This is a genomic window from Streptomyces sp. NPDC052064, from assembly GCF_055585925.1.
This window is the reverse complement of sequence record NZ_JBVJJE010000008.1, coordinates 146,893-159,998: the sequence shown is the minus strand read 5'-3', so window position 1 is coordinate 159,998 and position 13,106 is coordinate 146,893. Positions and strand designations below refer to the sequence as shown.

The 13,106-nt window shown below is 71.2% G+C and carries 10 protein-coding genes; 6 read left to right on the top strand and 4 right to left on the bottom strand.

Translation table 11 applies throughout. The annotated features are described in order from the left end of the window. Positions 1-129 precede the first annotated feature (129 nt). On the bottom strand, positions 130-1,101 hold the full coding sequence (locus ACZ6TU_RS22665) for an LLM class flavin-dependent oxidoreductase (protein WP_467676973.1): 972 nt from the start codon (positions 1,099-1,101) through the stop codon (positions 130-132). A 150-nt stretch (positions 1,102-1,251) separates the two neighbouring features. On the opposite strand from ACZ6TU_RS22665, the gene ftsY reads away from it, so the two are divergent. After that, a complete protein-coding gene (ftsY, locus tag ACZ6TU_RS22660) occupies positions 1,252-2,451 on the top strand; it encodes a signal recognition particle-docking protein FtsY (RefSeq protein ID WP_467676975.1) in 1,200 nt (399 codons plus the stop codon). 105 nt (positions 2,452-2,556) lie between these two features. On the opposite strand, the gene ACZ6TU_RS22655 is transcribed toward ftsY, so the two are convergent. Continuing rightward, positions 2,557-3,222, bottom strand: coding sequence for a bifunctional DNA primase/polymerase (locus tag ACZ6TU_RS22655; RefSeq protein WP_467676977.1), 666 nt, complete (start codon positions 3,220-3,222; stop codon positions 2,557-2,559). Positions 3,223-3,667: 445 nt separating this feature from the next. On the opposite strand from ACZ6TU_RS22655, the gene nsdA reads away from it, so the two are divergent. The 5 genes from nsdA to ffh all read left to right on the top strand — a co-directional run bounded on the left by nsdA (position 3,668) and on the right by ffh (position 11,311). Continuing rightward, positions 3,668-5,167 (top strand): transcriptional repressor NsdA, encoded by a 1,500-nt coding sequence (gene nsdA / locus ACZ6TU_RS22650; protein WP_469550591.1) that lies wholly within the window; start codon positions 3,668-3,670, stop codon positions 5,165-5,167. 340 nt (positions 5,168-5,507) lie between these two features. Next, the gene (locus tag ACZ6TU_RS22645; RefSeq protein ID WP_467676981.1) at positions 5,508-6,866 is read left to right on the top strand and encodes an ammonium transporter; all 1,359 of its coding nucleotides are present in this window, start codon (positions 5,508-5,510) and stop codon (positions 6,864-6,866) included. Beyond that, on the top strand, positions 6,863-7,201 hold the full coding sequence (locus ACZ6TU_RS22640; protein WP_003993253.1) for a P-II family nitrogen regulator: 339 nt from the start codon (positions 6,863-6,865) through the stop codon (positions 7,199-7,201). The genes ACZ6TU_RS22645 and ACZ6TU_RS22640 overlap by 4 nt, the downstream gene beginning before the upstream one ends. A gap of 28 nt (positions 7,202-7,229) precedes the next feature. After that, positions 7,230-9,677 carry a [protein-PII] uridylyltransferase gene (locus tag ACZ6TU_RS22635; protein ID WP_467676983.1) on the top strand — a complete coding sequence of 816 codons (2,448 nt, stop codon included), beginning with the start codon at positions 7,230-7,232 and terminating at the stop codon, positions 9,675-9,677. An 83-nt stretch (positions 9,678-9,760) separates the two neighbouring features. Next, positions 9,761-11,311 carry a signal recognition particle protein gene (ffh, locus tag ACZ6TU_RS22630; RefSeq protein ID WP_467676985.1) on the top strand — a complete coding sequence of 517 codons (1,551 nt, stop codon included), beginning with the start codon at positions 9,761-9,763 and terminating at the stop codon, positions 11,309-11,311. Positions 11,312-11,421: 110 nt separating this feature from the next. Here the strand turns inward: ffh and ACZ6TU_RS22625 are convergent, their stop codons facing one another. After that, positions 11,422-12,024 carry a hypothetical protein gene (locus ACZ6TU_RS22625; protein WP_467676987.1) on the bottom strand — a complete coding sequence of 201 codons (603 nt, stop codon included), beginning with the start codon at positions 12,022-12,024 and terminating at the stop codon, positions 11,422-11,424. A gap of 136 nt (positions 12,025-12,160) precedes the next feature. Next, the gene (locus ACZ6TU_RS22620) at positions 12,161-13,015 is read right to left on the bottom strand and encodes a methyltransferase domain-containing protein (protein WP_467676989.1); all 855 of its coding nucleotides are present in this window, start codon (positions 13,013-13,015) and stop codon (positions 12,161-12,163) included. Between the last annotated feature and the right edge of the window lie 91 nt (positions 13,016-13,106).

The following is a 13,106-nucleotide window of genomic DNA, read 5'->3' as shown; positions in this document are numbered from 1 at the left end:
CGCGTCCCTCGGTGGCGTCGGGCATCCGCCGCCGTCCGTCCGGCCCTCGCGGGAGTACATCGACCGACAGGCTCATGGCGTCAGTGGCTCACCGAGGGGCAACGGCTGACCACCGGATATCCGTGAGCGTCAGCTCCCCAGGCCCGGCAGCACCTGCTCGCAGAACAGATGCAGACTCCGCCACCCCTCCTCCACCGGCATTCCGCCCGCCAGCGGATGCAGGACGAAGGAGTCCATCCCCAGTCCCACGCACTGCTCCGGCGTGAGGATCCGGTACACGCCCTCCGCCCGCAGATCCTCGACCGTCGTCGCGGCCGACTTCACCGCCGAGCGCACGCCGCCCGACTGCCAGGAGGCGTACGTCCGCGCCTCGTGCAGGAAGTGCTCCCCGTACTCCTCCCAGGCCCGGTCCGGATCCTCGGCCACATGCAGCAGCGGTGTCTCCGCGGCCGGCATCATCACCCAGCCCTCGGTGCCGTACTCCACGAGCCGCTCCTTGTAGTACGCCTCCAGCTCCGGCAGATGGGCGCTGGGGAAGAAGGGCAGGCCGAGCCGGGCGGCCCGGCGGGCGGCGGCCCTGGAGGAGCCGCCGACCAGGAGCAGGGGGTGCGGTTCGGTGTACGGACGCGGGGTGATCCGGACCGTGCGGCCCCGATAGGTGAAGGGCTCGCCCGTCCAGGCCGCGAGCAGCGTCTCCAGCAGCTCGTCCTGGAGCCGCCCGCGCCGGGCGAAGTCCACGCCGAACAGGTCGTACTCCTCGGGCCGGTACCCGATCCCGGCGACCGTCACCAGCCGGCCGCCGCTCAGCAGGTCCAGCACGGCGATCTCCTCGGCGAGCCGCAGCGGGTCGTGCAGCGGGCCGATGACCGCCGAGACGGTGACCGCGACACGCCGGGTCGCGCCGAAGACGGCCCCCGCGAAGGCGAACGGCGACGGCAGCCAGTTGTTGCCGGCCCCGTGGTGCTCCTCCGTCTGCACGGTGGTCACACCCCGGTCGTCGGCGTACGCGGCCATCTCCAGGGCCGCCCGGTAACGGGCGCCGAGCTCGGCGGAGGTGGCCCCGGGAGCGACGAGGTTGAAGCGTACGACCGAGACGGGCATGGGACGTCTCCCTTCACCGGGCGGGTGTCCGGAGGACGTTAGCTGACGGGGCGTCAGACATCCAGGGGCGTGGAGATCCGGCAGCCCTTGTCCCGGGAGGACGGCACAAGCAGGGTGACCCGGGGCCCCATGGCTGATACTGGACGGGTTATGGACATCGTCATCCTTGCTGTAGTCATCGCCGTGGTCGTGCTCGCCGCGCTCGGCGGGCTCATCGTCGGCAGCCGGCGCAAGAAGCAGCTGCCCCCGCCCCCGCCCGCAGCGCCCGACATCACCGCCCCACCGGCCGAGCCGCACGTCGGCGACGAGGCCGAGACGCCGCGGGAGGAACCGCGGCGCACGATAGAGGAGGTGGATCTCCCCGACGGCTCGGCTCCGGTCGTCGTCGAGGAGCCGCCCACCGAGGCTCCCGAGATCGAGATCCCGGAGCCCACCGCGGGCCGCCTGGTCCGGCTGAGGGCCCGGCTCTCCCGCTCGCAGAACGCTCTCGGCCAGGGCTTGCTGACCCTGCTGTCGCGCGAGCACCTCGACGAGGACACCTGGGAGGAGATCGAGGACACCCTGCTCACCGCCGACGTCGGCGTGCAGCCCACCCAGGAACTGGTCGAGCGCCTGCGCGAGCGTGTGAAGGTGCTCGGCACCCGCACCCCCGAGGAACTGCGCACCCTGCTGCGCGAGGAACTCATCACGCTGGTCGGCCGGGACATGGACCGTGCCGTCAAGACCGAGCCGGAGGACCGCAAGCCGGGCATCGTGATGGTCGTCGGCGTCAACGGCACCGGCAAGACCACCACCACCGGCAAGCTCGCCCGTGTCCTGGTGGCCGACGGCCAGAGCGTCGTCCTCGGCGCCGCCGACACCTTCCGGGCCGCCGCAGCCGACCAGCTCCAGACCTGGGGGGAGCGCGTCGGGGCCCACACCGTGCGTGGACCGGAGGCCGGCGACCCCGCCTCCGTCGCCTTCGACGCGGTCAAGGAGGGCAAGGAGATGGGCGCGAACGTCGTGCTCATCGACACCGCCGGCCGCCTGCACACCAAGACCGGCCTCATGGACGAGCTCGGCAAGGTCAAGCGGGTGGTGGAGAAGCACGCCCCGGTGGACGAGGTGCTGCTCGTGCTCGACGCCACCACCGGCCAGAACGGCCTGGTCCAGGCCCGGGTCTTCGCCGAGGTCGTCGACATCACCGGCATCGTCCTCACCAAGCTGGACGGCACGGCCAAGGGCGGCATCGTGGTCGCGGTCCAGCGCGAGCTGGGCGTTCCGGTCAAGCTGGTCGGACTCGGGGAGGGCGCGGACGACCTGGCGCCGTTCGAGCCGGAGGCGTTCGTCGATGCCCTTATCGGAGAGTGAGCTGCGGCAACCGCCGAGCAGCCACGTCCGAGAATTCGTATGCGACAACGAAGCGCCCGCCCCGATATGCCGTCGGGTCGGGCGCTTCGCTGTGCACGACAGGTCCTAGGCCCGTGACCGGTGCGCCACATACGCCAGCGTGCCCAGCACCAGGCGGGCCTCCGGTGGCCTGGACGCCGAGTCCAGGGCGGGGGAGCGCAGCCAGCGCACCGGACCGAGTCCGCCGCGATCGGAGGGCGGTGCCGTGATGTGCGTGTCGGGGCCGAGACCGCGCAGGTCGAGGGCGGCCGGGTCGTCCCAGCCCATGCGGTAGAGCAGGCCGGGCAGATCGGCGGAGGCGCCGGGGGCGACGAAGAAATGGGCGCGGCCGTCCGGGGTCGCCGCGACCGGGCCGACGGGCAGGCCCATGCGCTCCAGCCGGGCCAGTGCGCGGCAGCCGGCGGGTTCGGCCACCTCGATGACGTCGAACGCCCGGCCGACCGGCAGCATCACCGAGGCGCCTGGGAACTCGCCCCACGTCTCGGTCACCTCGTCCAGCGTCGCCCCGGCGGGGATCACCGGCGCGAAGTCCAGCGGATGCGCGCCCGGCGCCGGGCAGTCACGGCGGCCGCAGGAGCAGGCGCCGGCCGCGGCCCGGGCCCCCGGCATCACGTCCCAGCCCCACAGGCCGGTGTACTCGGCCACGGCGATGCCGTCCGACATGCGGCCGCGGCGGCGTGAGCCGGACCGGATGTCGCGCATGCCCCGGCTGATGCCGATCGTGAAGCCCATGCCCCCTCCAACGGGTCCGAACCACCGGTAGTTACGCAGCGGACGCAATACGTGACTCTCTGTTCCGGCCTTCCCGGTGGTGATCGGTTCACTCGGCGCCCGGAAGTGCTCAGGGCGGTGCGTCTGGCGGCACGCGCCCCTGAGTGCACCGCTGCACCCGCTCCTGGTTGTCCCGTGTCAAGTGAATCGCGATGACGCGTGCGTGAGTTCATTCGTTGGGGTGGCGAATGGTGGCGTTTCCGTGTGGACCATGGTTGGACGGGTGATCGTAGGATTACTTTGTGTGCACGAGTCCTGGGGGCACATGCACTCGTGGGTATGCCGGAGGCAAGTCGGCATTCCGTTCGAAGGGTGACAAGGACCGGACGGGCGGCCGTACGAACCGGCATGCTGATAGGGCTTGGCGCACTAGGCGACAAGTGGTCTCAGGGATGGGGGCGTTCCAGTGAGCGGCAACGGCGGAAGCGGGACGAACGCTGCAAACGCGACGCACGCTGACAAGCGCCCGAACGAGCTGCTCACCTCCTGGTTCGTGCGCAGCGGCTGGTCCAAGGGCGAACTCGCCCGCCAGGTCAACCGCCGGGCACGCCAGCTGGGCGCCAACCACATCTCCACGGACACCTCGCGCGTCCGCCGCTGGCTCGACGGCGAGAACCCCCGCGAGCCGATCCCCAGGATCCTGTCCGAGCTGTTCTCGGAGCGCTTCGGCGTCGTCGTCTCCGTCGAGGACCTGGGGCTGCGCACCGCGCGGCAGTCACCCTCCGCGACCGGCGTCGACCTGCCCTGGACGGGCCCGCAGACCGTGGCCCTGCTCAGCGAGTTCTCGCGCAGCGACCTGATGCTGGCGCGGCGCGGCTTCCTCGGGAGCTCGCTGGTCCTGTCTGCGGGCCCGGCCCTCATCGAGCCCATGCAGCGCTGGCTCGTCCCCTCGCCCCCGGCTCCGCGGCCGGAGCCCGAGCCCGCGGCCGGCCCCTCCGGGCGGGCCCGCGGCCGGCTCTCCAAGCCGGAGCTGGACCTGCTGGAGTCCACGGCCGTGATGTTCCGGCAGTGGGACGCCCAGTGCGGCGGCGGCCTGCGCCGCAAGGCGGTCGTCGGGCAGCTGCACGAGGTGACGGACCTGCTTCAGGAGCCCCAGCCCGAGGCCACCACCCGGCGCCTGTTCAAGGTCGCCGCCGAACTCGCCGAGCTGGCCGGCTGGATGTCGTACGACGTCGGGCTCCAGCCGACCGCCCAGAAGTACTTCGTCCTCGCGCTGCACGCCGCGAAGGAGGCCGGTGACCGGCCCCTCGGTTCGTACGTGCTGTCCAGCATGAGCCGGCAGATGATCCACCTCGGCCGACCCGACGATGCGCTGGAGCTGATCCACCTCGCGCAGTACGGCAGCCGGGACTGCGCGAGCCCGCGCATCCAATCGATGCTGTATGCGATGGAGGCCCGCGCCTACGCCAACATGGGCCAGCCCGGCAGGTGCAAGCGGGCGGTCCGGATGGCCGAGGACACCTTCGCCGAGGCCGACGAGTGGGACGAGCCCGACCCCGACTGGATCCGCTTCTTCTCCGAGGCCGAGCTGTACGGCGAGAACTCCCACTCGTACCGCGACCTGGCCTATGTCGCCGGCCGCAGCCCCACGTACGCCTCGCTGGCCGAACCCCTGATGCAGCGGGCCGTCGAGCTCTTCGCCGAGGACGGCGAGCACCAGCGGTCGTATGCGCTGAACCTGATCGGGATGGCCACGGTGAACCTCCTCCAGCGCGAGCCCGAGCAGTGCACGGTCTTCGCCTCGCAGGCCATGCAGGTCGCCAAGAAGGTCCGCTCCGAGCGGGTCAACACTCGTATCCGAAAGACGGTCGACTCGGCCGCACGCGACTTCGGTGACCTCGGCGAGGTTGTCGACCTCACCGAGCGGCTCGCCGCCGAGCTGCCCGAGACGGCCGAGGCGGTCTGAGCCCCCCTCTCCGAAGAACCTGCCCGCGCCCCTGAACCCCGGCCGTGGCCGGCCCTCCCGAACTGCCCGACTCGGCTCCCCCATGCCAGGTCATCGGAAGGCCGACCGCGGCCGGACCCGCTTCCGCGCGGAAGATTGCGGCACGATAACGATCGACGCAGCCGCAATCCGGCAGTTCATCGAGGCGTAACACACAGAGCGCCTTCGTCACGGCGGCGAAACAACGAGGGGCTTCCACCGAAACCGCGCTGCGCCAATCTCGTGGCGCATAACCGGCCCACCCCTCATACCGCTCGAGGCTTCGCCCGCACGGGGCCGTACCAACGACGAGGAGACGCCGATGGCACCAGCCATCACCCTTGCCGCAGAAGCACCCAAGCTGTCTGCCGCCAACACAGGGTTCATGCTCATCTGTTCCGCCCTGGTGATGCTCATGACACCGGGCCTGGCCTTCTTCTACGGAGGCATGGTCCGCGTCAAGAGCACCCTGAACATGCTGATGATGAGTTTCATCAGCCTTGGGATCGTCACCATCCTGTGGGTGCTGTACGGCTTCTCCATGGCGTTCGGCACCGACTCCGGCCACCTCATCGGCTGGAACTCCGACTGGATCGGCCTCAGCAGCGTCGACAAGGGCGAGCTGTGGAGCTCGGCGGGCACGACGTACAACATCCCGCTGCTGGTCTTCTTCGTCTTCCAGCTGATGTTCGCGATCATCACGCCCGCCCTGATCAGCGGTGCTCTCGCGGACCGCGTGAAGTTCTCCGCCTGGGCGCTGTTCATCGCGCTGTGGGCCACGGTCGTGTACTTCCCGGTCGCCCACTGGGTCTGGGGCGATGGCGGCTGGGCCTTCGACATGGGCGTGATCGACTTCGCCGGTGGTACCGCGGTCCACATCAACGCGGGTGCCGCGGCGCTCGGCGTGATCCTGGTCATCGGCAAGCGGGTCGGTTTCAAGAGGGACCCGATGCGTCCGCACAGCCTCCCGCTGGTCATGCTCGGCGCCGGTCTGCTGTGGTTCGGCTGGTTCGGCTTCAACGCCGGCTCGTGGCTCGGCAACGACGACGGCGTCGGTTCCCTGATGTTCGTCAACACGCAGATCGCCACCGCCGCCGCCATGCTGGCCTGGCTTGCCTACGAGAAGATCCGCCACGGCGCGTTCACCACGCTGGGCGCCGCCTCCGGTGCGGTCGCGGGTCTGGTCGCCATCACCCCGGCCGGTGGTTCGGTCACCCCGATGGGCGCGATCGCCGTCGGCGCCATCGCCGGTGTCCTGTGCGCCATGGCCGTGGGCCTGAAGTACAAGTTCGGCTACGACGACTCGCTCGACGTCGTGGGTGTCCACCTCGTCGGTGGCGTGGTCGGCTCCATCCTGATCGGCTTCTTCGCCAGCGGTAAGGGCCAGTCCGAGGCCACGGGCGTGTTCTACGGCGACCACACGTTCGACCAGCTGTGGAAGCAGCTCGCCGGTGTCGGCGGTGTGCTCGCCTACTCGCTGATCGTCTCGGCGCTCCTCGCCTTCATCCTCGACAAGACCATCGGCATGCGGGTCCCCGAGGACGACGAGATCGCCGGCATCGACCAGTCCGAGCACGCCGAGACCGCATACGACTTCAGCGGCGCCGGTGGCGGTGCCGCCAAGACCGCCGCCGTCGCGGCCGCCGTGGCCGGAGCCGAGAGCAAGAAGGTGGACGCATGAAGCTCATCACCGCCGTCGTGAAGCCGCACCGGCTCGACGAGATCAAGGAAGCCCTCCAGGCCTTCGGCGTACACGGCCTGACGGTCACCGAGGCCAGCGGCTACGGTCGGCAGCGGGGCCACACCGAGGTCTACCGCGGCGCCGAGTACACCGTCGACCTGGTCCCCAAGATCCGCATCGAGGTCCTGGTCGAGGACGACGACGCCGAGCAGCTGATCGATGTCGTCGTCAAGGCGGCCCGCACCGGCAAGATCGGTGACGGCAAGGTCTGGTCCATCCCGGTCGACACGGCCGTACGGGTCCGGACCGGCGAGCGCGGCCCCGACGCGCTCTGAGGCAGGCAAACAGAACAGGAGTCGCTGGGTGACGGGTACGGACGTGCAGAAGGAAGCAGAGGACTCGGGACCCAGCGGCTACGCGGCGGCCCGGCTGCGTCTCCTCACCGAGGAGGCGCGGTCCGGGCCGCCGCGCCGTGCGGCCCTGGCCGAACTGACGGACGACTGGCTCACCGGGTTGTTCACCGCGGGCGCGGAAGGGCTGCGCGGGGCCTCCCTGGTCGCCGTCGGCGGCTACGGACGCGGCGAACTCTCCCCGCGCAGCGACCTCGACCTGCTCCTGCTGCACGACGGCAGCGACAGCAAGGCGGTCGCCGCCCTCGCCGACCGGCTCTGGTACCCGGTGTGGGACCTGGGCCTGGCCCTCGACCACTCCGTCCGGACGCCGGCCGAGGCCCGCAAGACCGCCGGCGAGGACCTCAAGGTGCAGCTCGGCCTGCTGGACGCCCGGCACCTCGCCGGCGACCTCGGCCTCACGGCCGGGCTGCGTACGGCCGTGCTGGCCGACTGGCGCAACCAGGCGCCCAAGCGCCTCCCCGAACTCCAGGAGCTGTGCGCCGAACGCGCCGAGCGCCAAGGCGAGTTGCAGTACCTCCTGGAGCCCGACCTGAAGGAGGCCCGCGGCGGGCTGCGCGACGCCACCGCCCTGCGGGCCGTCGCCGCCTCCTGGCTCGCCGACGCCCCGCGCGAGGGCCTCGCCGACGCACGGCGCCGGCTCCTCGACGTACGGGACGCACTGCACCTGGCCACCGGTAGGGCGACCGACCGGCTCGCCCTCCAGGAGCAGGACCAGGTGGCCGCCGAGCTGGGTCTGCTCGACGCGGACACGCTGCTGCGGCAGGTGTACGAGGCGGCGCGGCTCGTCTCGTACGCCAGTGACGTCACCTGGCGCGAGGTAGGGCGCGTACTGAGGTCGCGCGCCGTGCGGCCCCGACTGCGCGCCATGCTGGGTGGCGGGAAGCCGACCGCCGAGCGTTCTCCGCTGGCCGAAGGCGTGGTGGAGCAGGACGGCGAGGTGGTGCTCGCCCGTGCCGCGCGCCCCGAGCGCGACCCCGTACTGCCGCTGCGCGCCGCGGCCGCCGCCGCGCAGGCCGGACTCCCGCTCTCCCTGCACGCCGTACGGCGCATGGCGGCCACCGTGCGCCCGCTGCCCACGCCCTGGCCCGCCGAGGCGCGTGAACAGCTCGTCACCCTGCTCGGCTCCGGCCGCCCGACCATCGAGGTCTGGGAGGCGCTGGAGGCCGAGGGTCTGATCACGCGGCTGCTGCCCGACTGGGAGCGGGTGCGCTGCCGCCCGCAGCGCAACGCCGTGCACCTCTGGACCGTCGACCGGCATCTCATCGAGACCGCCGTGCGCGCCTCCGAGTTCACCCGCAGGGTCAGCCGCCCCGACCTGCTGCTGGTCGCCGCGCTGCTGCACGACATCGGCAAGGGATGGCCCGGCGACCACTCGGTGGCCGGCGAGATCATCGCCAAGGACGTGGCCGCCCGCATCGGTTTCGACCGCCACGACGTGACGGTCGTCGCCACCCTCGTACGGCACCACCTGCTGCTCGTCGAGACGGCCACCCGGCGTGACCTGGAGGACCCGGCCACCGTGCGCTCCGTCGCCGAGGCCGTCGGCTCCGAGGGCACCCTGGAACTGCTGCACGCGCTCACCGAGGCCGACGCTCTCGCCACCGGCCCGGCCGCCTGGTCGTCCTGGCGCGGTTCGCTCGTCGCCGACCTCGTCAGGCGGGTCGCGGCGGTGCTCGCCGGGGACGCCCCGGCCGATCCCGAGGAGGCCGCGCCGACCACCGAGCAGGAGCGGCTCGCCATCGAGGCGGTCGCGACGGGCAGCCCGGTCCTCTCCCTGCGGGCACAGACCGAGCCGCCCGCCGGGCAGGAGCCCTCCGGTGACCCCGAGCCGCTGGGCGTGGAGCTGCTCATCGCCGTGCCCGAGCAGCCGGGTGTGCTGTCCGCGGTGGCCGGTGTCCTCGCGATGCATCGGCTGACCGTACGAACGGCGGAGCTGCGGTCGCTGACCCTCCCGGACGGTGTCGACGGCTCCGTCCTGCTGCTGGACTGGCGGGTCGCCGCCGAGTACGGCTCCCTGCCGCAGGCGGCCCGCCTCCGCACGGACCTCGTCCGGGCGCTGGACGGCTCCCTGGACATCGCCGGCCGCCTCGCCGAACGGGACGCGGCCTATCCGCGCCGCCGGGGCGTGGTGGCCCCGCCGCCCCGGGTGTCGGTCCACCCGGCCGCCTCCCGGCTGGCCACGGTGATCGAGGTCCGCTCCCAGGACGCCCCCGGCCTGCTGTTCCGCATCGGCCGCGCCCTGGAGGACGCGAGCGTGCAGATGCGCAGCGCGCACGTCTCGACGCTCGGTGCCAACGCCGTGGACGCCTTCTACGTGACCGGCCCGGAGGGCGCGCCGCTGCCCGGTGACGAGGCCGAGTCGGTGGCGCGGAAGCTGGAGGAGACACTGCGTGGGTGAGGGCGACCCGGCGACTTGTCACGCCGGGATACCCTGGAGGGCGATTCCCCAGTCTGTCTCCGACCCCGAGGACCGCGAGCGCCGTGTTCGATACTCTTTCCGATCGCCTCTCAGCGACCTTCAAGAACCTGCGCGGCAAGGGACGGCTCTCCGAGGCGGACATCGACGCCACGGCGCGCGAGATCCGGATCGCGCTCCTCGAGGCGGATGTGGCGCTGCCGGTCGTCCGCACGTTCATCAAGAACGTCAAGGAGCGCGCGCTCGGCGCCGAGGTCAGCAGGGCGCTGAACCCTGCCCAGCAGGTCCTCAAGATCGTCAACGAGGAACTGGTCACCATCCTCGGCGGCGAGACCCGCCGCCTGCGCTTCGCCAAGCAGCCGCCCACCGTGATCATGCTGGCCGGTCTGCAGGGTGCCGGTAAGACCACCCTCGCGGGCAAGCTCGGCCGCTGGCTGAAGGAGCAGGGCCACTCGCCGCTGCTGGTCGCCTGTGACCTCCAGCGCCCCAACGCCGTGAACCAGCTCAGCGTCGTCGCCGAGCGCGCGGGCGTCAGCGTTTACGCGCCGGAGCCGGGCAACGGCGTCGGTGACCCGGTCAAGGTCGCCAAGGACTCCATCGAGTTCGCCAAGTCCAAGGTCCACGACATCGTGATCGTGGACACCGCCGGCCGCCTGGGCATCGACCAGGAGATGATGCAGCAGGCCGCGGACATCCGGGACGCGGTCAGCCCCGACGAGATCCTGTTCGTCGTCGACGCGATGATCGGTCAGGACGCCGTCAACACCGCCGAGGCCTTCCGCGACGGCGTCGGCTTCGACGGCGTGGTGCTCTCCAAGCTCGACGGTGACGCCCGCGGTGGTGCGGCCCTGTCGATCCGGCAGATCACCGGCAAGCCGATCATGTTCGCGTCGAACGGCGAGAAGCTCGACGACTTCGACGCCTTCCACCCGGACCGGATGGCCTCCCGCATCCTCGACATGGGTGACCTGCTCACCCTGATCGAGCAGGCGGAGAAGACCTTCGACCAGGCCGAAGCCCAGAAGATGGCCGAGAAGCTGGCCTCCAAGAAGGGCCAGGACTTCACCCTCGACGACTTCCTGGCCCAGATGGAGCAGGTCAGGAAGATGGGCTCCATCTCCAAGCTGCTCGGCATGCTCCCGGGCATGGGCCAGATGAAGGACCAGATCAACAACCTGGACGAGCGGGACGTCGACCGCACGGCCGCCATCATCAAGTCGATGACCCCGGCCGAGCGCCAGGAGCCGACGATCATCAACGGCTCGCGCCGCGCCCGCATCGCGCGGGGTTCCGGTGTCGACGTCAGCGCGGTGAAGAACCTGGTCGAGCGGTTCTTCGAGGCCCGCAAGATGATGTCCCGCATGGCCCAGGGCGGCGGCATGCCCGGGATGCCCGGCATGCCGGGCATGGGCGGCGGTCCCGGCCGGACGAAGAAGAAGCAGAAGCAGGCCAAGGGCAAGCAGCGCTCCGGCAACCCGATGAAGCGCAAGCAGCAGGAGCAGGAGGAGGCCGCCCGCCGCGCGGCCGCCGCCGAGGGCGGCAACGCCTTCGGGCTGCCGCAGCAGGGCGGCAAGGACTTCGAACTCCCCGACGAGTTCAAGAAGTTCATGGGCTGACGGCCCGTTCCTGTACGCCACGGGTTCCTGAACGGCACTGAGGGCGCCCCCCTTCGAAAAAGGGGGGCGCCCTCAGCGGTTCGTCCAGTGGTTCGCCGCCGGCTCGCCGGTCAGGTGTTCGGGAACGTCCAGATGTAGGGCTCGCCGTCCTCCTCGGACCAGTGGACCTCGACGCTCTTGGCGTTCGCCGGGACCACGTACGTCTCGCAGAAGACGTGGCTCTCGCCCTGCTTCCAGCTCTCGACGTCGTACGGGTCCTCGCAGCCCGCCGCGTCCTCGGACGCGCCGATGAGGACGGTGCCGCGCTGCCCGTCGGCGAAGACCGTGGTGCCGTCGTGCACGTCGGAGCCGTCGGTGAGGGCGGGCCCGCTCTTGTGCGTGTACTTCACATGGGCGACGGCCAGCACCTTGCCCTTGACCTTGTCCGGCTCCGAGACGGCCTTGGCGGCCTCCGCCTCGGTGCCCAGGTCGACCTTCTGCGCCACGACGTCATAGGTGACCTCGCCCGGGTCCTCCGCGACCTTGCCCGTGGCGCTCTCGCCGGTCCCCAGCTCACCGCCGGAAGTCGGCTCCGGCGAAGGGAAGACCTTGGCCTTCTCGGTGTCCGGGCTCTTCGCGTCGGCCTTGTCGTCGCCGCCACCGCAGGCGGTGAGCGTCAGAGCGAGGACGGCGACGGGCGCGACGAGACGCAGCGCGGTCTTGTGGTGCGGCAAAACAGCTCCTGTATGCAGATGTTCAGGTCCCCCGGGCGGTGGATCACATTAAGCGTTCATGATCCACTTGATGAAACCCGAAGGACCCCATGGTGCTTTCTTCACACCATTCACACCTGCACTGAAGACCTGTTCGTCACGGTGTCCGGGCGATCAGATACCGGAACACGTTCGGCATCCACACCGTCCCGTCCTGCCGCTGGTGCGGATGCAGAGCCTCGGTCAGCTCCTTGTCCACCTGAACCTGGTCCGTCGCCGTGATCGCCGCGTCGAACAGCCCCGTCGCCTTGAGCCCGCGCACCGCGCTGTCCACATCCGCGTACCCGAAGGGGCACGCCACCCGCCCGGACCCGTCCGGCTTGAGGCCGGCCCGCTGCGCGACGTCCTCCAGGTCGTCACGGAGGGCGGGGCGCCAGCTGCCCGCGCTGCGCAGCGGCTCAGCCAGTTTGGTGGCGACCCGCAGGACGGACGTTGTGGCGCACCGCTCCGGCGGACCCCAGCCGGCCAGCACCACGGCCGCTCCACGCCCCGCCATCGGCGTCGCCTCCGCGAGCAGCCCGCCCAGCCCCTCCGAGTCGCCCGCGAGGCACCCGATCGGCTCGAAGGCGGTCACCAGGGTGTACGCGGGAGCGCCAGGCTCCGCCGTGTCCCGGGGTGAGCCGTCGACCAGCCGGGTGCCCGCACGCGCGGGCGTGGCCCCGGCCTCGGGCAGCAGTCGCTCCCGTGCGAGGGCCATTCTTTCGGGGGAAGCGTCGACACCGGTGACCGCCGCTCCCCGGGCGGTGGCCATCAGCAGGGCGAGTCCGGAACCGCAGCCGAGGCCGAGCAGCCGCGTCGAGGGACCCACGTCCAGTCGCTCGTAGACGGCCTCGTAGAGCGGTACGAGCATCCGCTCCTGGATCTCGGACCAGTCACGCGCGCGTGCACGCAGGTCCACGCGGGGTGCGGCCCCCGCGTGAGGCAGGTGCTGCCGCACGAGCGTAGGTGTCATAAGTAAGCGCCCCAATCCGCCGAGAGTTGCCTCTTGCCCGATTCCATGGCCCCCGTGACAGTGCGCTCGCACTACCCCCGTATGCCAGGAA

Coding starts and splice junctions, on each gene's coding strand:
- ACZ6TU_RS22665 (WP_467676973.1), bottom strand. CDS start 1,101: ATGCCCGTCTCGGTCGTACGCTTCAACCTCGTCGCTCCCGGGGCCACC.
- ftsY (WP_467676975.1), top strand. CDS start 1,252: ATGGACATCGTCATCCTTGCTGTAGTCATCGCCGTGGTCGTGCTCGCC.
- ACZ6TU_RS22655 (WP_467676977.1), bottom strand. CDS start 3,222: ATGGGCTTCACGATCGGCATCAGCCGGGGCATGCGCGACATCCGGTCC.
- ACZ6TU_RS22645 (WP_467676981.1), top strand. CDS start 5,508: ATGGCACCAGCCATCACCCTTGCCGCAGAAGCACCCAAGCTGTCTGCC.
- ACZ6TU_RS22640 (WP_003993253.1), top strand. CDS start 6,863: ATGAAGCTCATCACCGCCGTCGTGAAGCCGCACCGGCTCGACGAGATC.
- ACZ6TU_RS22620 (WP_467676989.1), bottom strand. CDS start 13,015: ATGACACCTACGCTCGTGCGGCAGCACCTGCCTCACGCGGGGGCCGCA.